General features: G+C 67.0%; 22 protein-coding genes. 5 read left to right on the top strand and 17 right to left on the bottom strand.

Translation table 11 applies throughout. The features are described from left to right. Positions 1–38 precede the first annotated feature (38 nt). Genes Q4P07_RS01485 through Q4P07_RS01475 form a run of 3 tightly spaced genes read left to right on the top strand, consistent with a single transcriptional unit; the run spans position 39 to position 2,651 of the window. Positions 39–941, top strand: coding sequence for an ABC transporter substrate-binding protein (locus Q4P07_RS01485; RefSeq protein WP_303373108.1), 903 nt, complete (start codon positions 39–41; stop codon positions 939–941). 1 nt (position 942) lies between these two features. Continuing rightward, complete coding sequence (locus tag Q4P07_RS01480) at positions 943–1,854, top strand: amino acid ABC transporter permease (protein WP_303373107.1); 912 nt, start codon at positions 943–945, stop codon at positions 1,852–1,854. Continuing rightward, on the top strand, positions 1,851–2,651 hold the full coding sequence (locus tag Q4P07_RS01475; protein WP_303373106.1) for an amino acid ABC transporter ATP-binding protein: 801 nt from the start codon (positions 1,851–1,853) through the stop codon (positions 2,649–2,651). The genes Q4P07_RS01480 and Q4P07_RS01475 overlap by 4 nt, the downstream gene beginning before the upstream one ends. A 19-nt stretch (positions 2,652–2,670) precedes the next feature. Here the strand turns inward: Q4P07_RS01475 and Q4P07_RS01470 are convergent, their stop codons facing one another. After that, positions 2,671–3,789, bottom strand: a complete 1,119-nt coding sequence (locus tag Q4P07_RS01470) for an amidohydrolase (RefSeq protein ID WP_303373105.1) — start codon at positions 3,787–3,789, stop codon at positions 2,671–2,673. Positions 3,790–4,025: 236 nt separating this feature from the next. Between Q4P07_RS01470 and Q4P07_RS01465 the strand changes: the two genes are divergently transcribed. After that, positions 4,026–4,787, top strand: a complete 762-nt coding sequence (locus tag Q4P07_RS01465) for a sulfite exporter TauE/SafE family protein (protein WP_303373104.1) — start codon at positions 4,026–4,028, stop codon at positions 4,785–4,787. Here the strand turns inward: Q4P07_RS01465 and Q4P07_RS01460 are convergent. The 6 genes from Q4P07_RS01460 to xylA all read right to left on the bottom strand — a co-directional run bounded on the left by Q4P07_RS01460 (position 4,784) and on the right by xylA (position 11,410). Next, positions 4,784–5,491, bottom strand: a complete 708-nt coding sequence (locus Q4P07_RS01460; RefSeq protein ID WP_303373103.1) for a phosphatase PAP2 family protein — start codon at positions 5,489–5,491, stop codon at positions 4,784–4,786. The two genes, Q4P07_RS01465 and Q4P07_RS01460, sit on opposite strands and share 4 nt — an antisense overlap. Before the next feature lie 63 nt (positions 5,492–5,554). Continuing rightward, positions 5,555–6,859 carry a VOC family protein gene (locus Q4P07_RS01455; RefSeq protein ID WP_303373102.1) on the bottom strand — a complete coding sequence of 435 codons (1,305 nt, stop codon included), beginning with the start codon at positions 6,857–6,859 and terminating at the stop codon, positions 5,555–5,557. A 47-nt stretch (positions 6,860–6,906) separates the two neighbouring features. Beyond that, positions 6,907–8,187 carry a CaiB/BaiF CoA-transferase family protein gene (locus tag Q4P07_RS01450; protein ID WP_303373101.1) on the bottom strand — a complete coding sequence of 427 codons (1,281 nt, stop codon included), beginning with the start codon at positions 8,185–8,187 and terminating at the stop codon, positions 6,907–6,909. Beyond that, the gene (locus tag Q4P07_RS01445; RefSeq protein WP_303373100.1) at positions 8,184–8,747 is read right to left on the bottom strand and encodes a DUF488 family protein; all 564 of its coding nucleotides are present in this window, start codon (positions 8,745–8,747) and stop codon (positions 8,184–8,186) included. Before Q4P07_RS01445 ends, Q4P07_RS01450 begins: the two co-directional genes overlap by 4 nt. Positions 8,748–8,757: 10 nt before the next feature. Continuing rightward, complete coding sequence (xylB, locus tag Q4P07_RS01440) at positions 8,758–10,224, bottom strand: xylulokinase (RefSeq protein WP_303373099.1); 1,467 nt, start codon at positions 10,222–10,224, stop codon at positions 8,758–8,760. Between the two features lies 1 nt (position 10,225). Beyond that, complete coding sequence (gene xylA / locus Q4P07_RS01435) at positions 10,226–11,410, bottom strand: xylose isomerase (protein ID WP_303373098.1); 1,185 nt, start codon at positions 11,408–11,410, stop codon at positions 10,226–10,228. Between the two features lie 96 nt (positions 11,411–11,506). On the opposite strand from xylA, the gene Q4P07_RS01430 reads away from it, so the two are divergent. Continuing rightward, the gene (locus tag Q4P07_RS01430; RefSeq protein WP_303373097.1) at positions 11,507–12,715 is read left to right on the top strand and encodes an ROK family protein; all 1,209 of its coding nucleotides are present in this window, start codon (positions 11,507–11,509) and stop codon (positions 12,713–12,715) included. Between the two features lie 89 nt (positions 12,716–12,804). Here the strand turns inward: Q4P07_RS01430 and Q4P07_RS01425 are convergent, their stop codons facing one another. The 10 genes from Q4P07_RS01425 to Q4P07_RS01380 form a co-directional block, all read right to left on the bottom strand. After that, the gene (locus tag Q4P07_RS01425) at positions 12,805–13,812 is read right to left on the bottom strand and encodes a sugar phosphate isomerase/epimerase (RefSeq protein ID WP_303373096.1); all 1,008 of its coding nucleotides are present in this window, start codon (positions 13,810–13,812) and stop codon (positions 12,805–12,807) included. Between the two features lie 6 nt (positions 13,813–13,818). Then, positions 13,819–15,027, bottom strand: coding sequence for a Gfo/Idh/MocA family protein (locus Q4P07_RS01420; protein WP_303373095.1), 1,209 nt, complete (start codon positions 15,025–15,027; stop codon positions 13,819–13,821). Positions 15,028–15,032: 5 nt separating this feature from the next. Further along, entirely contained in the window at positions 15,033–16,121 is a 1,089-nt protein-coding gene (locus Q4P07_RS01415; RefSeq protein ID WP_303373094.1) for a substrate-binding domain-containing protein, read from the bottom strand. Between the two features lie 114 nt (positions 16,122–16,235). Then, positions 16,236–17,192, bottom strand: coding sequence for an ABC transporter permease (locus Q4P07_RS01410; RefSeq protein ID WP_303373124.1), 957 nt, complete (start codon positions 17,190–17,192; stop codon positions 16,236–16,238). A gap of 98 nt (positions 17,193–17,290) precedes the next feature. Next, positions 17,291–18,892: a sugar ABC transporter ATP-binding protein gene (locus Q4P07_RS01405; RefSeq protein ID WP_368660236.1), complete on the bottom strand. Its 1,602-nt coding sequence runs from the start codon at positions 18,890–18,892 to the stop codon at positions 17,291–17,293. 511 nt (positions 18,893–19,403) lie between these two features. Further along, positions 19,404–20,264, bottom strand: a complete 861-nt coding sequence (locus Q4P07_RS01400) for a carbohydrate ABC transporter permease (RefSeq protein WP_303373093.1) — start codon at positions 20,262–20,264, stop codon at positions 19,404–19,406. Continuing rightward, on the bottom strand, positions 20,264–21,151 hold the full coding sequence (locus Q4P07_RS01395; RefSeq protein WP_303373092.1) for a carbohydrate ABC transporter permease: 888 nt from the start codon (positions 21,149–21,151) through the stop codon (positions 20,264–20,266). The genes Q4P07_RS01400 and Q4P07_RS01395 overlap by 1 nt, the downstream gene beginning before the upstream one ends. 76 nt (positions 21,152–21,227) lie before the next feature. Continuing rightward, positions 21,228–22,583: an ABC transporter substrate-binding protein gene (locus tag Q4P07_RS01390; RefSeq protein ID WP_303373091.1), complete on the bottom strand. Its 1,356-nt coding sequence runs from the start codon at positions 22,581–22,583 to the stop codon at positions 21,228–21,230. Further along, entirely contained in the window at positions 22,580–23,425 is an 846-nt protein-coding gene (locus Q4P07_RS01385; RefSeq protein ID WP_303373090.1) for a PfkB family carbohydrate kinase, read from the bottom strand. Before Q4P07_RS01385 ends, Q4P07_RS01390 begins: the two co-directional genes overlap by 4 nt. Then, a complete protein-coding gene (locus tag Q4P07_RS01380; RefSeq protein ID WP_303373089.1) occupies positions 23,425–24,438 on the bottom strand; it encodes an SIS domain-containing protein in 1,014 nt (337 codons plus the stop codon). Before Q4P07_RS01380 ends, Q4P07_RS01385 begins: the two co-directional genes overlap by 1 nt. Between the last annotated feature and the right edge of the window lie 5 nt (positions 24,439–24,443).

Raw genomic sequence — 24,443 nt, 5'->3', positions numbered from 1 at the left:
AACGTCAGTAGCAACCCACTCACCACGAGGAGACCTTCGTGAACACCTCCACCACCCTGCGCCTCGGCGCCACCCTGCTCTCTGTCTCCTTGCTCGCTGCCTGCGGAAGCGGGACCGACGGCGACGTGAGCGTGCAGAGTTCTGCCGCTGGCAAGAACGAGTCCGCGACCCTGTTCGCCTCCTTGCCTGCCGACATCCAGAAGGCTGGCACGATCCAGGTCGGCAGCGACCTGGCTTACGCGCCGATGGAGTATCTCGACGACTCCGGCAACGCCGTCGGCTTCGACGTCGAGCTCGCCGACCTGCTCGAACCGCAGCTCGGGGTCGAGTTCGTGTGGAACAACGCACAGTTTGACGGGCTCATCACTCAACTGAAGTCGGGCCGCATCGACGTGGCGATCTCGGGGATGAGCGATACGGCGGAGCGTCAGAAGGAGATCGACTTCGTCGACTACTACAACGCAGGCGGCGTCCTTCTGGTCAAGAAGGGCAACCCGGCGGGCCTGCAGTCCGCCGCTGACCTGTGCGGAAAGACGCTCGCCGTCCAGCGCGGCACGACCGCAGAAGAAGTGTCTGGCGCCCAGAGCACGGCTTGCGAGGCCGACGGCAAGGAACCGCTTGAGGTGCTTGCCTTCGATCGCGAGACCGAAGCGATGTTGCAGGTCAAGAATGGCCGCGCCGACTCTGGCATGCAGGACTACCCGATCGCCGCCTACAACGCGCGCACCTCTGGTGGTGGCAACGACTTCGAGATCGTGGGCGACCAGATCGAGGCCGGACCTCTTGGGATCGGGGTCAGCAAGGAGGACACTGCCCTGAGGGACTCCCTGCAGCAGGCGCTGCAGGGAGTCATGGACTCCGGTGACTATCAAAAGCTGATCGATGCCTATGAGGTTCCCCTCGGCGCGATCGACAAGGCCACGGTTAACGGGGGCCAGTGAGGTGAGCGCGTCCGCACCTGCGGGCACCGGCGAACGGCGAGTTGCAGACCCCGTCGCGATCCCGGTGCGCCACTACGGGCGTTGGGTAGGCGCCGTCGTCGTGCTGGTGCTGCTTGCGGGCCTGGTCTGGGCCTTTTCCCGCGGCAATATCGACTACGGCGTGACAGTCGACTACGTCACCAACAAGCGGATCCTTCACGGTATGTGGAACACGCTGTTGATCAGCGTGCTCGCCCAGCTCGTTGGCATCGTGCTCGGCGTGGTCGCCGCCGTGATGCGGAAGTCTGCCAACCCGGTCACCTCGTTCGTCGCGTGGCTCTACATCTGGTTCTTCCGTGGAACTCCCGTGCTGGTCCAACTGTTGGTCTGGTACAACCTGTCCCTGGTGTTCCCCACCATTGGGCTGCCTGGCCTGGTGAGCTTTGACACCAACACCCTGATGACACCCTTCCTCGCAGCGCTGCTGGGGCTGGGCATCAACGAGGGCGCCTACATGGCCGAGATCGTGCGGGCTGGCATCAACTCGGTCGACGAGGGTCAGACGGAGGCAGCCAAGGCCCTCGGAATGTCACCCAGCGGGACGATGCGGCGGGTAGTGCTGCCACAGGCCATGCGGGTGATCATCCCCCCGACGGGCAACGAGTTCATCAACATGCTCAAGACCTCCTCCTTGGCCTACGCGGTGCAGTTCTCCGAACTGCTGCTGTCCGCCGTGGGGATCTACTCCAACAACCTCATGGTCATCGAGCTGCTCTTCACCGTCTCGATCTGGTATCTCGTGCTGACCTCGGTCTTCTCTGTGGGGCAGTACTTCTTGGAGCAGCGCTTCGCTCGCGGGCACCGCCGCGATGCGCCGGTGGGTGGTCCATTGAGGCGGATCCTGACTAATCTGGCGCCCGGGAGGACGCGATGACGACCACACCGCATACCCCAGTCCTGTCGCGACCTGGCAAGCCGATGGTCGAGGCCGTCGGCGTGCGTAAGCGCTACGGGCGCCTGGAGGTGCTCAAAGGCATCGATCTGGAGGTCAACAACGGTGAGGTGCTCTGCCTCATCGGGCCGTCGGGATCAGGCAAGTCGACGTTCCTGAGGTGCATCAACCATCTGGAGCGCCTCGATGGCGGCACGCTGCGCGTCGACGGAAACTTGGTCGGTTTCCGCGAGCACGAGGGCAAACTCTACGAGCTTCGAGAGAAGGAGATCGCCGCCCAGCGGCTGGACATTGGCATGGTGTTCCAGAGGTTCAATCTCTTTCCGCACATGACCGCGTTGCACAACGTCATGGAAGCCCCCGTCCAGGTCCAACGTGAGAAGTCGGGGCAAGCCAAGGAACGTGCCATCGCGTTGTTGGAGCGGGTCGGCCTCGCGGACAAGCAGGGCGCCTACCCCGCGATGCTCTCCGGTGGCCAGCAGCAGCGAGTCGCGATCGCCCGGGCGCTGGCGATGAGGCCCAAGTTGATGCTCTTCGACGAGCCGACCTCCGCGTTGGACCCGGAGCTCGTCGGCGAGGTGCTCGACGTGATGCGCGGACTAGCCAGCGAGGGGATGACCATGATCGTCGTCACTCACGAGATGGGCTTCGCACGCGAAGTCGCCGACACCGTCGTCTTCATGGACGACGGGGTCGCCGTGGAGAGCGGCAGGCCAGTCGACGTGCTGAGCAACCCGCAGCACACGCGGACGAAGGCCTTTCTCGGCAAGGTGCTGTGAGGGCCCGGTGACCGACAGGTTAGTCACGCTGGGCAGCGAGCTCGATGGCGCGGGCCAGGATCTTGGCGGCGGTGGGCAGCGGACCCGTCTCGTACTTCAGCGTGGGGACGTGCAGGCCAGGGGTCAGGCCAACTCCGACGGCCAGCATGGCTGAACGGAGCTCGGGCCGGCCGAAGGAGTAGTAGTGGAAGTCGTCGGCGCCCGGCGTGATGATCTCCTCGGCAAAGGCGTCCTCTCCGGCCACCTCGCGGATGGCGACGGCCAAGGTGGCGGCGGCCTCCGGGTGCACTTCGGCTCCCGGGGTCCCATCACGCCACACGACGTCCACCGTCACGCCATACGTCGCGGCGATGCCGCTGGCAGCCTCGCTGATCCGCTCTTGCAGGCCCTCGATCACCTCGTTGCGTTGGGCCCGCACGTCGATGGCAGCCTCAGCGATACCCGGGATGACATTGAGGCTGGCCCCACCGGCACGGATGCGCGTGATCTTGGCTGAGTAGGACTCGCCGGGGGCGTAGCGGATGGTTGACAGCACCTGGTGCAGCGCGATGAGCGGGTCGATCGCGTTGTGCCCCAGGTGAGGTCGGGCGCCGTGAGCGTCCTCGCCCGAGATGGTGACGATGCCCGTCACCGAGGCGCCGCTGTGCAGCGCCGGCGCGAATCTGCCATTCTCCAGCTCCTCGATCGGGCGCAGGTGCAGCCCGAACAGGTCTCTCACCCCGTCGAGAGCCCCGCGCTCGATGAGTTCCAACGCCCCCGTCCCGGTCTCTTCCGCTGGTTGGAGAAGGAAGCGGACACCGACTCCCTCGGGCAGCGATCGGTCGCGCAACAGCAAGGCTGCGCCGAGCACCACCGCCATGTGGGCGCTGTGCCCGCACGAATGCACCGCATATCCATCGTCTCCCCCCATCCAGATCGCGTCGAGATCCGCACGAACCGCCACCCAGCGTGGTCCCTCACCAAGTTCGGCGATCGCGCCGGTGCGGCCTTCCACCCGCTTCGAGGGGATCCCCATCGCGGCGAACTGCTCCACGAGGTATGCGGTCGTCTCGTGCTCACGCCACGCCGGCTCAGGATGGGCGTCCAGCCAGGCGTGCCACGTGAGAACCTGTGCGGCGAGGTCGTGGGTGAGGGTCATCGCGCCTCCAAAGTTGGTTGCCCTACGATCCCAGACCGCGTGTCGACTGCCTATGGGTGGGTGAGCACACCAGGCTGATGGCGACGATTACCGCCTGCTGGCGCTGATCGATAAAGTTCACCTCCGGCGGGGTGTCGGCAAACACTGATATACAACTCCCAAGTCAGCGAGAAGGCGATATGACGGCGACGACGACGGCCCGCCCAGTTGCGCCTCTCCTGTCGGAGGTCTGACCGATGGATCTATCGAGCGGTATGGCGGCGCTCGTGCTGATGGCAGTCGTGATCGGCGCCATCCTGCAGCGGGTGTCGGGCACCGGGATGGGTCTCGTCCTGGCTCCGGTGCTGACCCTGCTGGTGGGTCCGGGCCCGGGCGTGCTCATCACGAACGCGACCACGATGGTCTCGGCGCTCTTGCTGATGTTGGCGATGCGGCAGGACATCGAATGGCGACGTGCCCTGCTGATCATGGCGTGCGTGCCGCCCGGAGCGATCGTGGGCGCCCTGGTCGTCAAGAATCTCTCAGTGGCCTGGTTGCAGGTCACGGTCGGCGCCGTGGTGCTAGGAGCCATCGGGATCACCGTCCTGATGACGCAACTAGGCAAGCTCCCGCATGTGCGCACGTGGTGGATCACGCCACTGGCCGGCACCGTCGGCGGCATGCTCAACACGGTGGCAGGCGTCTCTGCCCCCGTCGTGGTCGTTCATGCCCGGCTCGTACGGTGGACCCACCGAAACTTCGCGGCGAGCATGCAGCCCGTCTTCATGACGATGGGTGCCGCCTCGGTGGCGAGCAAGACCGTGTTTGGCTCGGTGGAGGCGGGGCTGCCGCCGGTCTGGGTGCTGCCAGCGGCACTCCTCGCGGTGCTGGTGGGTATCGCGCTCGGCGGATACGCGACCAAAAGGATCAGTGCCAGCCACGCCGCGACTGCAGCGCTGGTGATCGCTGGCCTCGGAGGACTCAGCGCGATGATCCGGGGACTAGCGACCCTGCTCTAACGGTCTGAGGAGCGCACGTAGAGCCACAGTCGGTGCGCGATGATGACTGACAGCGCCCATGCGGTGCCGATCAACCAGCCGCCGAACACATCGGTGAGCCAGTGTTGGCCGAGGTAGACCCGGCTTAACCCGACGCCCAGTGCGAGACCGAGCGCAAGGATGATCGCGAGCGCACGACCGAGTCGGCTCGCCACGGTCAGGAGGACGAGGTAGCCCACGATGACGGCGAGAGCGGTGGCGTTGAGGGTGTGTCCGCTGGGGAAGGACGGAGAATCTTCGTAAGGCGGAAGGGCGAGGGAGAGGGGCGGGCGGACGCGGCCCACAAAAGACTTCCCTGCGATCGTGAGCAGGAGCGCTCCGGTCATGGTGGCGCCGATCAGGGCCACCGGGGTCCAGTCCCTGCGACGCCACGTCAGCAGCCCCAACGCAAGCAGCGTGAGCACGGGGGAGCCGACACGTCCGGCGAGCAGCGTCAGTCCGACTGCTGCGTCCGTCAACGCAGGGGAGCGCAGGGCGATGGCACGGTCCAGCACCGGATGATCGATGGCCGCGACGCCATTGCCCTCCGTGACTGCCTCATAGACCTCGTGCCCCAGGTAGCTCAGCCCAAACACCATCCCTAGCAGGACGATGACGGTGATCGCGAAGAGGATGCTGGCGCGCGTCCAACGGCGGGTCACGTTTGAGGATTGCAGCGCGGACACCGACGCATTCTGGCACGCCCAGCCGTGAGAAAGAGACGCTCGTGGACCGTTGTCCGTGGAAGGTCAGGAGGGAGCGGGCGCCCACATCTCCTCGCGACCGACCGACACGCAGAGGTCGACCTCGTTGCCCTCCGGGTCGGAGAGCGTCCACCACAGCGGCGCCTTCGCTTCATACAGGACCTTTCCGCCGGCGGCCAGGCCCGCGTCGACCCGCGCACGCACGAGGTCGTCTGGCAGGTAGACGTCGAGGTGGATGCGGTTGCGCTGGGCGCGGCGCGCGTCCTCACCGGGCTCCAGGTCCTGGAAAAACAGCGGCATGTTGAGCTGCTGCGGGTCGACGATGTCCGTGACGTGGTCCCGACCGTCCTCCTCATACCCCAGGACTGCCCGCCAGAAGCCGCGGACCGCAGGAATATCCACGGCGTCGATGCCGACCTGGACGAAGCGCGGTCGCGCGGTGTCGGCGGTCAAGCCCATCGCGCGGGCGGCTTCTTGGATCCGTGCGGCCAGCTGTTCGTAACCGTCGTCCAGCTCCCACGCGTCTTTGCCGCTGTCGAGCGTCACCAGGTCGGGCCGCACGTCGATGCCGAGGGATAGATCCGCGGCATCAGCGAGGCGGGCGACTGCTTCGGCAAGCTGCATCGATGCTGCCATGGAGGGCGTGGCATAGCAGGCGACCGCGGAGAAGACGAGGCGCCAATCCTCGGTGTCCTGGCCCGTCCACCGGTCGGACCCTTCGGGCAGGGGGAGTATGTCGACCTCGTTGCCCTCCGGGTCGGCAACCGTCGCGTAGTAGCCGTGCTCGCGGACCGCTGCTCCGGCCGCCCTCGCGGACGCCAGCGTCGCGACGGCGACCTCCGAGGCGGTGACCACATCGAGGTGAAGACGGTTGCGCAAGGGTCGCGGCGCGTCTTGGTCCTGGAACCACAGAGGTGGGAGGCGCCGCGCCGGGTCGATAAGGTCATCCTCACCCCTCCGCTCGTGGCCGAGCACACCTCCCCAGAAGTCCATGACCGACGACTGGTCGAGCGTGTCGAAGGTCAGCTGCACGTCCTGGACAGCGGCGGGGTCGGCGCGCAGGCCGAGCTCTGCTGCCGCGGTGGAGATCGCGCCGGCGAGGGCGACCTCGGCGTCGGTGAAACCGGCTGGTGGGTAGTCGACGTAGACCCGGATGCCGCACGGCCGGATGTCGAGGTCGGGGACCGTCCAGCCCTGCCCCTCGCACAGTTCCATAACCCGGCGCGCCAACATGTCGCCGGTCGCGTGAGAGGGCGCCTCGAACCATGCGCAAGCACCGCGACCCAGCACCCTCCAGTCCTGGGTGCCCCCGGCGAGCTGGAACTCTCGTGCCGTCAACGTTGCGTCCATCACCAGCAGCCTGCCACTGCGGGGAGGTCGCCGTCAGGACGATCCGGTCAGTTTCCGTCCTCGATGAGCAGCGCCTCATAGGCTGCGACCTGCTCGTCGCCCCAGCCCAGCACCTCCTGGAGCACTGCACCCGTGTCCGCACCCAGGTCGTGGCCCAGGCTCTGGATCGGCTCGGACCGACCGCGGAGCACCGGCACGATCCCCGGGAAAGGCACGCCCTCCAGCATTCTTTCGCCGGTGGAGACGTCCAGTCGTTGGATCATGTCCCGAGCCGCAAGCTGAGGGTCGGCGACCAGGTCGTCGGCGCGATAGATCGGGCCGGCCGGCACGCCGACGGCAGACAGGGCATCGAGGACTGCGGTGCTCTCCCGCCCCCCGCACCAGGTGCCGATGGCTTTATCCAACTCCTCCCGGCGCGCCCAACGACCCGCATTGGTCTGCAGGTGCGTGTCGGCACCCAGGTCGCGTCGCCCGATCGCCTCCATCAGCCGCTGATAGATCCCGTCGCCGTTGCCAGCGATGACCACCGACCGTCCATCGGCACAGGCGTAAGCGTTGGACGGTGCGATGCCTTCCATCCGTCCGCCCGTCCGGGTGCGGAGCACGCCATACGCGCCGTAGTCAGGGACCAACGACTCGGTGACTGACAGCATGGCCTCGTTGAGCGCGACGTCCACGGTCCGCTCGGACAGCGGACGAGCGGGCGGCGGGCCGGAGGAGTGGTCGCCAGGGTTGCCAGCTGCCTCCGCGGCGCGTCGATAGAGCAACATCATCACCCCGTACGCCGCCTGCATGCCGGCGATCGTGTCGCCGATTGAGACCCCCACCCGCACGGGCGGCCCGTCCGGCTCACCGACCAGCTCGCGGAAGCCGCCGTAGGCCTCCGCGACCGCGGCGAACCCTGGCATCGCCGACATCGGACCGGTCTGCCCGAACGCCGAGATTCGAGCCAGGACGAGATCGGGGTTGGCGGCGTCCAGGGCTGCCGACCCCAGGCCCCACTTCTCCAGGGTGCCGGGGCGGAAGTTCTCCAGGAGGACGTCGCAATGAGGTAGGAGATCGAGGATGAGCGCCCGGCCAGCCTCAGACCGCAGATCGACGACTATCGACCTCTTGTTGCGGTTGAGGGTGCGGAAGAGCATCGAGGTGGTGCCCTCGTAGAGTCGCCAGTTGCGCAGCTCGTCTCCGCGGCCAGGTCGCTCGACTTTGATGACCTCAGCGCCAAAGTCTGCGAGCATCCGTCCGGTCGTCGGCGCGGCGATGTAGTTGCCGAGCTCGAGGACGCGCAGGCCGCGCAGCGGGCCGGTCGGGGTCGGGTGATCGGTCACGGCGCCTCGCTGCCGTCCCAGACCAGGCCGCCCTCCGGAAGGATTCGCGCACCTTCGCTCAGCTCGTGGGTCATGAGGCGTCCGTCGTGCATCAGGTGCAGGACCGGTATGCCGTGCGCCCCCAGGACGACATCGGCGATGATCCGCCGGTGGCATCGCCACCAGACCGCCTCGGAGCACATGATCGCGGTGCGCTGCTGCGGTATGTCGCCGAGCAGGTCCGCAAGGCCAGCACCAAAATCTGGGGAGCGGGTCCAGGTGGCATAGGACTGGAACTGCTTGACGCGCCACCACGTGTCCGGGCTCTGCGCGAACTCTGCCGCGGGGAGGTGGCGACGGCCGCCGAGACGGTCGTCCCATCGATAGCTGACGTCCAACTCGGCGGTCAGGGCCTCGAGGGCGGGTTGCTTGGCGGCGGGGTTGGTTCGACTGCCTGGATAGCGGCGGACATCGACGAGCCTGCGCACACCAGCCTCGCTGAGCAACTGGCACAGACCGTCGTGGTCAAGCGTGCCGTGCCCGAAGGTCAGCAGGGCGGGTCCCTCCGGTTCAGCTAGCACGGTTGCGACCCTACTCGGGCGCGAGGGGCGCTCCCTGTCGATGTGGCCGGTCCGGTGCCCGGCCGATGCGATCCAGGTGCAGATCCGCGGCGGCGCGATAGCGCTCGAGCACCGCTTCTCCACCCGTTCCAGCCTCGGTGAACTCAGCGGGTCCGTCCCATTCCCAGGGCGGGGGCTCAGGGCTGCTGGCCAATGCCCAGGCCGCCTGGCGGGCGGCGCCGCGAGCCACATACTCAGCGGCGGGTGGGATCTCCAGGGGTAGACCTAGCATCGTCGCCAGCGAGTCACGGAGTGCAGCGGAGGCCGCCGCGCCCCCGATGAGGAAAATGCGTCGGGCCTGCACGCCTTGTGACTGCAGGGCTCCGAGCGCGACCGCGAGGCTGCCGGAAATTCCGTCCGCGGCGGCTCGCGCGAGGTGGGCAGGCGAGAGGGTGGCGAGCGTGATCCCGTGCAGCGCGCCGGTCGCCGTGGGCAGGTTGGGGGTGCGTTCGCCTTCGAGGTAGGGCACCAGCACCAATCCGTCGGCGCCGGCGGGCACAGACAGGGCGAGCTCGGACAGCTGTTGGTGGTCTACGCCTAGGAGCCTGGCGACTCCGTCCATCACCCTTGCGCCGTTGAGCGTGCAGGCGAGTGGGAGATAGCGTCCGGTTGCGTCGGCGAAGCCGCTCACCAAGCCGCTGGCGTCGCTCGCCGGGACGGGTGAGCACGCGCTGACCACCCCGGAGGTCCCGACGGACATGACGACCTGCCCGGGGCCAATGCCAAGTCCCAGCGCGGCGGCGGCGTTGTCACCGGCTCCGGCACCGATGACCGTGCCGGGGCTGAATAGGCTGCCTTTGCGCACGGGCAGTGCTTCGCTCGGTGCTGCGACGCGGGGGAGCGCGGCATCGTGCCCCAGGGCCAGTTCGAGCAGGCCGCGGTCATAGGTCCCCGCCTTCGGCGACCAGTACCCCGTGCCGGAGGCGTCCGAGCGGTCCGTCACCAGGTCCAAGAGGTCGGTGCAGCCACGTAGCCGCCAGGTCAGCCAGTCGTGGGGGAGCGCGACGGCGCGCACCCGGGCGGCGATGGCCGGCTCATGGCGGGACAGCCAGGCAAGCTTGGTGACGGTGTATGACGCGAGCGGCACCGAGCCGGTCCGCTCCACCCATGCCTCTTCGCCCAGCTGGGTCCGGAGCTGCTCGGCGTCCGGGGCAGAACGGGTGTCGTTCCACAGGATCGCCTCGCGCAGCACCGCGCCGTCCTCGTCGAGGAGGACCATGCCGTGCTGCTGCCCGGCGACGCTGACTGCGGAGACGTCGCGCAGGCCACCAGCCTGGGCGACCGCCTCTCCCAGTGCGACCCACCATGCCTCGGGATCGACTTCCGTGCCGTCGGGGTGCCCGGCCCGACCCGAGCGGAGGAGAGTGCCGGAGGCCGCGTCTCGGATCTCGACCTTGCAGGCCTGGGTCGAGGAGTCGATCCCGGCGACCAAGCTCATGTCAGCGAGCTCCGAGGAGATGGGTGAGGGCGAGCTGGTTGAGGCGCACGAAGCCATAGTCGCGCTCGGCGAGGCGGTCGGCCTGAGCCTGCATCGTCTCCACGTCCCAGTCGAGCAGGTCTGCGGTGGTCTCGCCGTCGGAGAGAGTGGGCTGCGCCAGCTCGGTCAGGCCGGAGTAGGCCATGGCCTGTTGCACCTCGGGGTCCGCGCGGAAGGCGATCGCACGCTCACGCAGCAGGCGGTAGGTCTCCATGTTGGCTGCTGCCGAGGCCCAGACGCCATCCATCCCCTCGGTGCGGGAGGGCTTGTAGTCGAAGTGGCGCGGGCCGTCATAGGTGGGGCCACCGCCAGCGAAGCCGTTCTCCAGCAGGTCCACCGTAAAGAATGCCGAGAGCACGTCGCCATGTCCGAAGACGAGGTCTTGGTCGAAGCGGGTGCCGTGCTGGCCGTTGAGGTCAATGTGAAAAAGCTTGCCCGCCCACAGCGCCTGACCGATGCCGGCGGTGAAGTTGAGGCCGGCCATTTGCTCGTGCCCCACCTCTGGGTTGACGCCGACGATGTCGCCGTGCTCAAGGGTGGCGATGAAGCCGAGCGCGTGACCGATCGTGGGCAGCAGGATGTCGCCACGGGGCTCGTTCGGCTTGGGCTCCAGAGCGATCCGCATCCCATAGTCGTGGTCCTTGATGAACGCCGCGACGGTGTCGATGCCCTCCCGGTAGCGTTCGTGAGCAGCACCGTAGTCCTTGGAGCCCTCATATTCCCCGCCCTCGCGACCACCCCACATGACGAAGGTCTGCGCCCCGACCTCGGCGCCGAACTCGACCTGGCGCAGCACCTTGCGCAGGGCCAGCCGGCGCACGTCTCGGTCGTTGGAGGTGAAGGCGCCGTCCTTGAAGACGGGGTGGCTGAAGGTGTTGGTCGTGACCATTGGCACGGCCAGACCAGTCTCGGCGAGCGCCGCGCGGAACCGGGCGATGATCTTGTCGCGCTCCCCGGCGGAGGTGCCGAAGGGCACGAGGTCGTCATCGTGGAGGGTCACGCCATACGCGCCGAGCTCAGCGAGCCGGTGCACGGACTCCACCGGGTCCAGGACCGGCCGCACGGCGGACCCGAAGGGATCGACCCCTTGCCAGCCCACGGTCCACAACCCGAAGGTGAACTTGTCCTGAGCAGGGGAGTTGGTCATGGAGTGCCTCCTGGTTGGTTGTGTGGCAAAACTATACGCGGTATGAGCGGGTGTCCGGGGGTGAAAGAGCGGTCGCCGTTGCGTACTCTGAATCCCATGCCCCCTGTCCCCTCGCCCGTGGAGCTGCCGAGCTCGGCCCGACAGTCGACGCTGCGGGAGACCAACCTGAGCGTGGTGATGCGGTGCATCTGCGAGGCCGTCGAGCCGATCTCTCGAGCCGGTGTCGCGGCGGCGACGGGGATGACGCGATCCACGGTGTCCCGGTTGGTCGACGACCTGGTGGCGGGTGCACTGGTGGAGGAGGGCAAGGCAACGCTCTCCGGTCCGGGGCGGCCGCCGACGCCGCTGAGCCCGGCGAGGGGGACCGTCGCAGCGCTCGGCCTTCAGGTCAACGCCGCCCATGTGGTGGCTCTGCTGATTGACCTGCGCGGGGACGTGCTGGTCGAGTCGAGATCTGAGCCCAACCTGGTCGGGTCCGACCCCGACGTAGGTCTGGGGCAGCTGACGGCACACGTGAGGGAGGTGTTGGCCACCGCCCCTGCTGGGCTTCGGGTGCTGGGCGCAGGACTCGCGCTGCCCGGGCTCGTTGACGCGAGCGGTCACCGGCTGCTGAAGGCTCCGAACCTGGGCTGGCGCGAGGTGGAACCGGCCACCGAGTTGTATGACGTGCTGCGACACATCCCCCTCCGCCTCGGCAATGAAGCGACCCTTGCGGCGCACGCGGTCGCCCAGCCCCGACCCGGTCGGCGTGGCCCACACCGTGATTTCGTGTATCTTTCCGGCGAGATCGGCATCGGCGGTGCGATCGTGACCGACGGACGCGTGCAAGCAGGGGCACGGGGATTCGCCGGCGAGATCGGGCACATGACGTACTTGCCGGACGGCGACGCCTGTCCTTGCGGGTCCACGGGTTGTCTGGAGCGCTACGCCGGGCGGCTCGCGATGACCACTCGCGCCGGTCTGCCGCCAGAGACGACGCTGGCCGAGCTGGGTCGCCGGGCAGAGGCCGGGCACCTCGGGAGTCGGGAGGCCGTCGCGCTGGCTGCCGATGCGCTCGGGGTGGTGCTCGCTGGCGTGGTCAATCTCCTCGACGTGTCGACGATCGTGCTCGGTGGTGAGATCGGTGACCTCCTCCACCGGTTGGCCCCCAGGATCGAAGCGCTGCTGCGTGAGCGGGTGATGGCAGCTGACTGGGTCGAGGTGACCCTTTCCCGCGACCATGACGACGTGGCTGGTGCCACCGGCGCGGCGCTGCTGCAGCTCGGTGCGGTCATCGACGATCCAGCCGCTTACCTGGACTCCTGAGAAGGTCGTCCCCTTCGAGCGCACGGGTCAACCCTTTGCGGTGGCTCTGGACCGCCCCCGCGACCCAGAGCCACCGCACCGCCCGCGGATTACTCCGCTCCGGTGTTGTACGCCGCGTCGAACGCCGCGTCAGACGGGTCGACCGCAGTCGCGCGGACGAAGGCGAGGGCCTCGGGTGCGCCGACCAACCGGTCCATCCCAGCGTCCTCCCACTCGACCGACAGGGGACCGTCATAGCCGATGTGGTTCAGGGTGCGGAAGCACCTGTCCCACGGCACATCCCCACGGCCCACCGAGATGAAGTCCCAGCCGCGGCGGGGGTCGGACCAGGGCAGGTGCGAGGCCAACCGGCCGTTGCGCCCGTTGGCGAGGGCGACCTTGGAGTCCTTGCAGTGCACGTGATAGATCCGGTCAGCGAAATCCAGCAGGAAGGTCGGTGGGTCCAGCTGCTGCCAGATCATGTGGCTGGGGTCCCAATTCAGACCGAAGGCCTCGCGGTGACCGATCGCCTCCAGGGTGCGCACCGTCGTCCAGTAGTCATAGGCGATCTCGGAGGGGTGGACCTCGTGGGCGAAACGCACGCCCTCCTCGTCGAAGACGTCCAGAATGGGGTTCCACCGAGTGGCGAAGTCGTCATAGCCGGCCTGGATCATCTCCTCTGAAGCGGGCGGGAACATCGCCACTGTCTTCCAGATCGAGGAGCCGGTGAAGCCGGTCACCGTGGTGGCGCCGAGCTTGGCGGCCAACCTGGCGGTCAACTTCATTTCCTCGCCAGCCCGCTGCCGCACGCCCTCGGGCTCTCCGTCACCCCAGATGCGTGCAGAGACCATGTCGCGATGGCGTTGGTCGATCGGGTCGTCGCAGACGCACTGGCCCTTGAGGTGGTTGGAGATGGTGAAGACCTTCAGCCCGTGCTGGTCGAGCATCTCCAGCTTGCCCTCGACGTAGCCGGGCTCGTCGACGGACCAGGGGTCCAGGTGGTCGCCCCAGCAGGCGATCTCCAAGCCGTCGAATCCCCAACCTGAGGCCAGACGACATACCTCCTCGAACGGGAGGTCGGCCCACTGGCCGGTGAACAGCGTGATCGGACGAGGCATGTCTCGTCACTTCCTTCCGGGTATGCCGTCGGGCTCGACCTGGGTCCAGGTGCCGCTCGCGGCGCTTGCTTCCACCGCGGCCAGCACGCGCTGAACGTGCAGACCGTCGGCGAAGTTGGGGGTAGGTGGACCGGCTTGCCCACCCAGGCTGGCCATCAGGTCGACGACCTGGTGGCTGAACGCGTGCTCGTAGCCGAGCAGATGACCGGGTGGCCACCACGCGCTCACATACGGGTGGGTGGGCTCCGTGACCAGGATCCGGGTGAAACCCTGGGTCTGCACGTCCGTGGTGTTGTCGAAGAAGTGCAGCTCGTTCATCGACTCGAAGTCGAAGGCGAGGCTTCCGTCGGAACCGTTGACCTCGATCCGGATGGCGTTCTTGCGGCCGGTGGCAAAGCGAGTCGCCTCATAGGTGGCCACCGCGCCACCGCTGAAGCGGCCCAAAAAGAGCGCCGCGTCGTCGACGGTGACCGCACCCATCGTGTCGCCGCCGGTCCCGCTCAGACCGGAGGCCTGGGTGGGGATCGGCCGCTGGTTGATGAAGGTCTCAAGGAGCCCAGAGACGCTTTCCAGGCGCTCGCCGGTGATGAACTCGGTGAGGTCGATGATGTGCGCGCCGATGTCACCCAGGGCACCGGAGCCGGCCGACTCCTTCTGAAGGCGCCACGACAGCGGTGCCTGCGGGTCAACGATCCAGTCCTGCAGATACTGCGCGCGGACGTGGCGCAGGGTGCCGAGCCGTCCCTGGGCGACCAGGTCGCGGGCCAGCGCGATGGCGGGGACGCGACGATAGGTGAACCCGACCATCGCGATGATTCCGTGGACGGCGGCCTCGGCCGCCGCCTGCGCCATCGCCTCGGCTTCTTCGACGGTGTTGGCCATCGGCTTCTCGCAGAGGACGTGTTTGCCCGCTGCCAGTGCCGCGATCGCGATCTCGGCATGGGTGTTGCCAGGCGTGCAGATGTCCACGAGTCCGATGTCGTCCCGGGCCAGCACGACCCGGTAGTCGGACTCGACCTCATCCCAACCCAGCTGTGCCCTGGCCGCTTCGGCCTTGCCCCCGTCGCGCCCGCAGATGACGCGCATCTGCGGACGGACGGGCAGGTCGAAGAAGCGGGGAGCGCTGCGCCAGGCCTGGGAATGGGCGGCGCCCATGAAGGCATAGCCGATCATCCCGACACCGATCGTGCCGTTGGTCACTCCTGGTGCAGTCATCGCGATCAGCTCTCGAAGGCGGTCGGCAGGAACTCTTCGACGTTGTCCTTGGTGACGACCGGGGCGTTGAGCTGGATGGTGCGGGGGACCTCGACCTCGACCAGGTCGCTCAGGTGCTTGCCCTGTGTGATGAGGCGGGCGAGCATGATGCCGTCGGCGGCCTGCGTGGAGGGGTAGATGACGGTCGCCTTGAGGACCCCGTCGCCTGCCTGGATCTCACGCATCGCGTTGGCTGACCCAGCGCCACCGACCATGAAGAACTCGTCACGGTTGGCGTTCTTGATCGCGGCCAGGACGCCGACGCCCTGGTCGTCGTCGTGGTTCCAGATGGCGTCGATCTTGGGCAGCGCCTGCAGCAGGTTGGATGCTGCGCGCTCGCCCCCTTCCACGGTGAAGTCGGCGGCGACGCGGTTGGCGACCTTCAGGCCACACTTGTCGAGGGCCTCGGCAAAGCCCTTGGACCGGTCCTGGGTCAGCGGCAGCGAGTCGATGCCGGCAATCTCCGCGACGATGGCGTCCTTGTTGTCGCCGAGCTGGTCGCAGATGTAGGTCCCGGCGGAGACGCCCATGCCGTAGTTGTCGCCAAGGACGGTGGCCCGCGCGGCGAATGTCGAGTCGAACTCGCGGTCGACGTTGATGACCGTGATCCCCGCCTCCATCGCCTTGGTCGCGACGGCGGTCAGCGCGGCGCCGTCGAAGGGCAGAATGACGATCGCATCGACCTTGTCGTTGATGAAGGTCTCGACCTGGCTGATCTGCAGGTTGACGTCGTTGGTGCCCTCCGCGACCTTGAGGTCGATGTCGGGGTACTTCGCGGCGGTGTCCTGCGCGTTCTTGGTGATTGCGCTCATCCAGCCGTGGTCGGCGGCCGGGGCCGAGAAGCCGATGACGACCGTGTCGCCGGACGCGTCATTGCCGCTGGCGTCTGCTGGGGCGTCCCCGGTGGCGCCGCCCGAGGCGTCCGAGCTGCCGGTGTCGGACTGGGCTGCCGAGGGTTCGGGCGTGTCCGTGGCGGGGTCGTTGCCGGTGCACGCGGTCGTCAACGTCATCGCGGCGACGCTGAGGCCGACGATCAGGGAGGTGCGGATTTTCATGCTGTTCTCCTGGAGGGGGATGTGGTGGTGCTCTGGCGGTGGATTGTGGGTGAAACGTCGGGCTGCGCGGCAGACCTGGCAGGTATGGCGAGGCGCCGGGGTGGGTGGGTCATCTCACTTCTTCAGCTCCCTCCGGGCGAGGTACTGCTGCAGGAGCACGGCCAGGATGATGACCACGCCCTTGGTGATGGCCTGCTCGGAGATGTCGCGGTTGTTGAGCGTGAAGATGTTGGTCATCGTGGTGAAGATGAGCACCCCGAAAACGGTCCCGACGATCGTGCCCCGACCGCCGGTCAGCAACGTGCCGCCGATCACCACCGCGGCGATGGAGTCGAGCTCGTAGAGCGTGCCGTGGGTTGAGGATCCGGTCGTGGTGCGCGCGATCATCATCACCGCGGCGATCCCGCAGCAGACACCCTGCAAGACGTAGAGCCACATGGTGTGCAGCTTCACGTTGATGCCCGCCAAGCGCGCGGCCTCGGGGTTGCCGCCGACGGCAAAGGTGCGGCGACCGAACGTGGTGCGGTTTAGGACCACCCAGCCGATGACGGTGACCACGCCGAAGATCCACACCAGCATCGGGATGCCGAGGATGTTCCGGTCGAAGGCGGCCGTGAACTCGTCGACCCTGTTGATCTGGGTGCGCCGGTTCGAGATCAGCTCGGCCAGGCCGCGGCCCGCCGCGAGACTGGCCAGCGTGGCGATGAACGCCACGACACGGCCGTAGGCGATCACCACTCCATTGATCAGGCCGCACATCGCGCCCACCGCGACCGCAGTGAAGACGATCACGCTCCAGTGGAAGTCCTCCGCGAGCGCCTGGGTTGCCAAGGTGGTGGCCCAGACCGAGGCCAGGGCGACGAGCGCGCCGACGGACAGGTCGATTCCGCCACCGGTGATCACGAACGTCATACCGATGCTGACCACGCCGATCACCGCAGCGAGCCGCAAGATGGTCAGCACATTGTTGACCGAGCCGAAGCGGTCGCCGGCCGTCCACAGGCCAACGGAGATGAGGACCACCAGCGCGATGATCAGACCGAGGTTGCGCCAGAAGCCGGACATCGCCATACCTGAGCCGGCGGCGGCCGGAGGAGTGGCGCGCCCCGGCAATTGGGGGTCAGTCCCGGCGGCGGGGTCGGCACCGGTGGTCTCCAGTGGGGCAGAACTCATGCGGCCCCTCCTTCCATGACGAGGTTCAGGACATCGTGCTCGGTGATGGTTTCGGCGGCGCCCTCGTGGACCACGCTGCCTTCGCGGACGACGAGGACCCGGTCCGCTAAGCCGAGGACCTCCTCGACGTCGCTGGAGACCACGATGATCGCGACCCCACGATCGGCCAGGTCTCGGATGAGAGCGTAGATCTCGGAGCGGGCCCCGACGTCGACGCCGCGCGTGGGTTCGTCCAGCAGGAGGACGCGGCAGTCGCGCATCAACCAGCGGGCCAGGAGCGCCTTCTGCTGGTTGCCACCGGAGAGCGTGCGGGCGGCCCGGTTGACGTCTCGGGGCCGAAGGTCGAGGGAGTTGACCAGTTTTGAGCTCTCCCGGCGCTCGCGTCGGTCGTCCAAGAAGCCGAGCCGGGAGAACCGCTTGAGGGAGGAGATGGTGATGTTGTCGGAGACCGATTGGTCGAGCAGTAGCCCCTGAGACTTGCGCTCCTCGGGACACAGCCCCATGCCGGCACGGACTGCCGCCTTGACGGAGCCGCTGCGAACCTTCTCCCCGTGCACCTTCACCGAACCGGTGCGGGCACGCCGCGCACCGAAGATCGTCTCCAGGATCTCCGAGCGGCCAGCGCCGACGAGTCCTGCGATGCCGAGCACCTCGCCCGCGTGCACGTCGAAGGTCGCGCCGCGAAAACGGGCACCGTCGGAGAGGTTCTCGACCGACAGGGCGACCTCGGCGCCCTCAGGCACGCCCGGACGGTCCGGGAAGACATAGCTGATGGACCGGCCGGTCATCAGGCGGATCAGCTCGGAGGTCGGGGTGTCCTTGGCGGAGAGCCCGGAGGCGACGCTGACGCCGTCCTTGAGCACCGTGACGCGGTCACCGACCAGGCGGATCTCCTCGAGCCGGTGCGAGATGTAGATGATCCCCACTCCCTGAGCGGTCAGGTCGCGGATCATCTGGAACAACGTGCTCACCTCGTCCTGATCCAAGACCGCGGAGGGCTCGTCCATGATGATGACCCGGCTGTCGTGCGACATGGCCCGGCACATCGACACGGTTTGTTGCTTGGCCGCCGAGAGCCGACCGACCTCACGGTGCGCGCTGATCTCGGGGTGGCCAAGACTGGTGAGGAGTTCGGTGGTACGGCGCACCGTCTCGCGGCGTTGGGTGAAGCCGGCGGTGTCGAACTCGTGACCCAAGAAGACGTTCTCTGCCACGCTCAGCTCAGGCACAAGGTCGAGTTCCTGATAGATGGTGGCGACACCGGCCTTCAGTGCCGCGATCGGCGAAGCAAATCGGACCGGCTCGCCTCGTAGCAGGATCTGGCCCTCGTCCGGTGGCTGTGCGCCGCTGAGGATCTTGATCAGGGTGGATTTGCCGGCGCCATTCTGCCCGAGGAGGCAGTGGACCTCGCCGGCCCGCACATCAAGGTCGACGCCGCCGAGCGCACGCACCCCGGGGAAGGCCTTGACGATGCCCCGCATCTGCAGAAAGGGCACGTCATCGCCGGTGCGGACCGCGCCCGGGTCGTCGGGGCCTTCCGCGTCCGCCCCTTCTCCGAAGGGGATGTCGTGACGCGAGGCGTCGATGTCGCTGGCCATGAGGTCACTCCTAGGGCTGGGGTGCTGGGTGGGCGGCGCGCAAGCCGGAGTGGACGCAGACGATGCGCTGGAGCAGTAATGATGCTGGAGCCTGGCCGCCTCGTTGGCGATGCGCACCTAGACCCGCGCAGGCAGGACTGGACTCGTGGGGCCCATCCGAGGACATCTCACCTCCACACCGACATCGCACCGTCACACCAAGGACCTCGCACCTACACCTCGGTCGGTGCAGCAGACCTACGAATTAGTTCTTCGTATATACAAATAAAGTATGGCGCGGGGCGGTCGGAAGTCAAGGACATCTGCAACTCAACTGCGAGGAGATTCTGCGGGTGATTGTCGCGGCCTGCGGAGAACGAGATCAGCCCGCAGAAGACCGCATCGAGGGGCACCGCGGTGGGTACGGGCCGCCATGACGGCCCACACCCACCGCGCAGCTTCGACAATCAGCGGGCGTCAGGTCCTCCGGCGCGCGCACGGGCCAAGGCCAGCGAGTGGTCGAGCCGGCTGACTACTTGCCCATCCCGTCGCTCAGACCGCGGAAGAACTGCCGCTGGCCGAAGAGGAAAAGCCCGATCATCGGCAGCGCGGCCAGGGTCAGCCCAGCGAACTGCACCGGCCAGTTGGTCAGCAGGCGGGACTGCATGTCCATCAGGCCCACGGGCAGTGTCTTGAGATCGCCGTCGCTGAGGAAGACCAGGGCGAAGGCGAACTCGTTCCAGGCGAAGAGGGCCTGCAGGAGCGCTGCGGAGACAAGGATGGGCCGGCTCATCGGCAGGATGAGACGCCAGAAGATCTGCCAGTGGTTGGCACCGTCTACCCGTGCCGCTTCGTCCACCTGGGGCGGGATGTCGATGAAGTACGCGCGCATCAAGAAGGTGGTGAACGGGATCCGGTATGCCGTGTAGAGGACCACGAGGCCCCAGAGGGTGTCGAAGAGGTTGAGGCGCTGGAGCAGACCGAAGAGCGGGACGAGTGCCACGGTGGGTGCCACCATTAGGCCACCCAGGATGAGGGTGGTCCCGAAGCGGTCGAACGGGAGGTTGGTGCGGGTCAGTCCGTACGCAGCCCACGCGCTGATCAGGGTGGTGGTGACGATGGACAGCGCAGTGACGAAGATCGAGTTGAGGAAGTAGCGACCGACGCCAGCGCGCAGCGCCTCACCGAAGTGCTCGGGGTGCCACTGCGTGGGAAGACCCCACGGGTTGGCGAAGATGTCGGAGTTGCTCTTGAAGCCGCTCAGCACCATCCAGGCCAGGGGATAGAGCACGGCGAGCGCAAGGGCCGTGAGCAGCACGTAGACGAGGATCTTTCCCAGGACCAGGCCCAAGTTGAGCCTCGATCCTGCGGTGCGGGTCGCAACGACGGACATCAGACTTCCACCCGCTTCTTCTTGGCGTAGGCAAGTTGTCCGACAGCAAGGACAAAGGTAATGGCGAAGATGACCGTGGCGATCGCCGACGCATACCCCATGTCATCGGCCATGAACGCGTTGAAATAGAGCCACGTGCCCAGCACGTGGGTGGAGTTCGCGGGGCCACCGGCCGTCATGACCATGACCTCGTTGAAGACGAGGAAGGACCCCGAGACGGTCAGGATGATGAGCAGGGTTGTCATCTCCCGCACCAAGGGGATCGTCACCAGGAAGAAGGTGCGGACCGGCCCCGCACCGTCGACCTTGGCCGCCTCGTAGTACTCGCGCGGGATGCGCTGGATGGCGACCACGAAGAGGACCGCGCAATAGCCAAAGTTCTGCCACTGGCTCATGGCGATGATCGACCAGATCGCCGTCGACTGCTCGCCCAGCCAGGCGTGTGTGAATTCACCGAGGCCGACGGCCCGCAACAGCGCGTTGAGCAGGCCGAACTCGGGGTTGTAGATAAAGCTGAACAGGATGCCGGCCACCGTGATGGAGATGACGGCCGGCACGAAATAGAGGGTGCGCAGGAAGCCTTTCAGCCTCTGGTGCACCGCCTCCTCCAGGATCGCCGCCAGCACCAGCGCGAAGGCCACTTGGAAGACCAAGGACACCACGGCATACGAGGTGTTGTTGACGATGGCACGCCAGAAGACAGCGTCACCGAACGCCTCCCGATAGTTGTCCAGGCCGACGAACACGGGTGTGGTCGAGAAGGCGTTCCAGCGGTACAGGCTGAGCTGGAAGTTGGAGAAGATCGGGTAATAGACGAACGTCCCGAGAAGGGCGAGCGCAGGCAGCAACCACCACCAACCGGCCGATCGCCGAAGTGATCGTCTCATCGCGTGCCTTCCTGTTGAAGGATCCCTCGGTGGCCGGCCGGGGCGGCGTCGAGCCGCCCCGGCCGAGTGTCCGAGGTCAGCCCACGGACTTCTTGGCGTCGGCAGCGGCCTTCTGGACGCTCTTCATGACGTCTTCGGGCGTCTGCGACTCGTCGAGCAGACCTTGGACCCCGGCGAGGTAGGCGGCCGCCACGTCGGCGTTCACCACGGTGTCCAGCCAGATCGCGAAGTCGTCAGCAGTGCCGATGTCCTTCAGTCCCTCCTGGAGCTGGGGGAAGGAGCCTGCCTTCTCGGCCGCACCCTCGACCGGGGACAGCCAGCCGATGTCGGTTGTCAGCTTGGTCGCGTTGTCCATGTTGGTCATGAACTTGAGGAAGTCGAGCGCCAGGGCTGGGTTCTCACTGCCCTGGTTGACCATGAAGCCATCTGGCGCACCAGTCAGGGTGGTCGTGCTGCCAGCCGCGTCGTCAGCCGGGGGCAGGCGGAAGAAGGACCAGTTGTCCTTGAACGCAGGGTCGACATCCTCGCCCACGAGCGTGGGGAACTCGACGATCTCGATGTACTGCATCGCGGCCTTACCCGACATCAGGTTGGCCTGAGCCACCTCGTGCGACAGGCCGTTGACGCCATCGTTGAAGCACGCGTCCGACAGCGACTTCATCTGCGCCAGCGCGGTCACGTAGCCGGCGTCGGTGAATTCGCCCGATGCCGGGTTATAGTCCTTGGCCAGCGTGTCCGGCGCGACGTTGAAGGCGTTGAGCTGGGTCATGTAGTGGATTGCCGGCCAGCCGTACTGGTTGCCGAAGGCGATCGGCGTGTAGCCGGCGTCGGTCAACTTGCCGCAGGCATCCAGGAGCTCGGCGAAGGTCGCGGGCACTGCATCGACGCCTGCCTTGTCGAAGGCGGCCTCGCTGTAGGCGAGGTACTTGGCGTCAAGGTTGATCGGGACGCCGTAGTACTTGCCATCGGTGGCGAAGGCTTCGAGCGCTGCGGGGGCGAAGGTGCCACCCCACTCGGTGTCTGGTGCCAGCTCCCCGGAGAGATCCGCGGCCAGCCCGGCACGCACGAACTTGTTCGCGAAGTCACCGGCCCAGGAGAAGTAGATGTCGGGCAGCTCCTTGGACGCCGACAGCACGCGGATCTTGTCCTTATAGGGCTGATCCCCGACCTGCTGGAGGTCGATCGTGACGTCAGGGTTCTCCTTCTCGTAGGCAGCGACCACGGCCTCGAAGTAAGGGGCGTATTCAGGCGCGGCAAACTTCGTGAGCATGGTGATGGTGCCGCTCTTTTCGGCCGGTGAGGAAAGGTCCGCCGCGTCCGCTGAAGAACTATCGCCGGCGGGGGTGCCCGGCGTGCTCGGTGCACAGGCGGCCAGCGAGCCCAGCCCGAGGGCGAGGGCGGCCAGGTATGCCGTGGCTCGGGTGGTTTTCATACTGTCTCCTTAGTGGGTCTGACTTCGATGGCAGAGGTGAGAGGTGTTCGGTGCCCGAAGGCGCCGTATTCGGTGCAGGCGGTGGTCGCATACGCCGTGGCAGCATCCAGGGCGCTGGCTGCGGACTCGCCGTTGATGAGCCCAGTGAGGAAGCGGGCAGCTGCGGCGTCACCCGCACCGAGGGTGTCGACGATCTGGCCTAGACCTGCGGGGGAGTGGTGCAGTCCCTCCTTAGTCAGGAGACTGGCTCCGCTCGGGCCCTGGGTCACGACCACGATCTGGGGTCCGAGACCTGCCACGGCCCGGGCTCGGTGCTCGACCGAGTCGCCGGACGGTAATGAGCAGAGAGCGATGTCGACCAGGGGCGCGTGCTCGGCGATGTAGTCCCAGGGCTGCTCAGAGAAGTCGAAGCTGAGCCACTGCGCGTGCTCGCGCAGCGTTCCAAGGTGCTCCTCCATCATCGAGCAGTCGCCGGTGTGGACGAGGTCGGCGCCCGCGATCAGTTCCAGGTCCGCCGGTGCCGGCACGAATCGCGAGACCCCGACGGAGCCGTCGCCGAAGACCCGGTTGCCGTCGACAACGTGGACCACCGCTCGGGCGTTGGGCCCTTCGATGACTCGCGTCCGAAGGATGTCGACACCTTCGTCTCGCAGCGCGTTGCGCACGCACGCTCCTGCCTCGTCGGTGCCGACCGCCCCGATATAGGCGGTGTGCATGCCAAGTCGGGCGGCGTGCACGGCGACGTTCACGGCATTGCCCCCGGGATACATCCACCCGAGGTCGACGTAACAGTCGACGACGTTGTCGCCGATCGCCACGATGCGGGGTGCGCCGTTCCCCATCAGTAGGACACCCGACGGTAGTAACGGCGGGTGCTCAAGGGGTGATCACGGATGACCTCCAGGTGGGCACTCACGCGCTGCAGCATCGCGGCATGGACGACGTGAGAGAGCAGGTGCCGGTGCCGGTCGTCCACTCCCGGCAGCGCGTGGTCAGTGGAGTCGAGGACGACGAGCTGGTCGGTGATCTGGCTGACGAAGTCCCGCACCCGTTCATCCATCGCTCGGGTCGGGCCTTCACCGATGAGCAGCACGATGCTGGTGTCCGGTTCGACGAGCTCGAGGGTGCCGTGGAAGAAGTCGGACGCGTGGACGGGTCGGGTCCGTATCCACTGCATCTCCTCCAGGATGCACATCGCGTAATAGTGCGCCTCCGTCCAGCTGGGACCAGATCCGGTGAAGATGTGCCAGGAGTGTTCGGCCAGGTGGCGAGCGATCTCCTCCGCTCGCGTTTCGGAGTGCTCCTTAATCGACAGGAGTGCCTCAGGAACGCCCTGCAGGCCTTCTAGGTATGCCGTTGCCGCCGACCACTCGCCGCGACGTTGAAGCAGGGTCACGGCAAGGATCTGTGACTGGAGGTAGAAAGACTCGCTGCTGGTGTCGTCCGCGGCCCTGTTGGCGACCACGTGGTCGCTCGCCTGGGCCACCGGGGTGTCTGCGTCGCCGACGAGCGCGAGGACCCGCGCGCCTGCTGCCTTCGCGGTGGCGATGTGCTCCAACGCGTCCGGCGTGGTGCCGGACAATGACGGGACGACGACCAGGGTGCCTGGCCCCAGCAGGCTGGAACCCGCAGCGACGAGCTCACCACCCACTAGCCTGCGCGTCGGGAGGGTCGAGCGTGCTGCGAGCAGCTCGGCAGCCGGATCCATGAGGAATCCGGCCCCGCCCGCCCCGAGGAAGAGGACGCTGTCCAGGCCACGCTCGAGCTCCCGGTCGACGATCTCTGCGAGCGCAGGAGCGGTGCCGACGGCACCCTGCTGGATGCGGACGTAGCGATCTGGATCGAAGTTGAGCACGGTCC

This window comes from Ornithinimicrobium sp., from assembly GCF_030537745.1.
Taxonomy (GTDB): domain Bacteria; phylum Actinomycetota; class Actinomycetes; order Actinomycetales; family Dermatophilaceae; genus Ornithinicoccus.
Note: the sequence above shows the minus strand (reverse complement) of the source record. Positions and strands in the feature narration are given on the sequence as shown.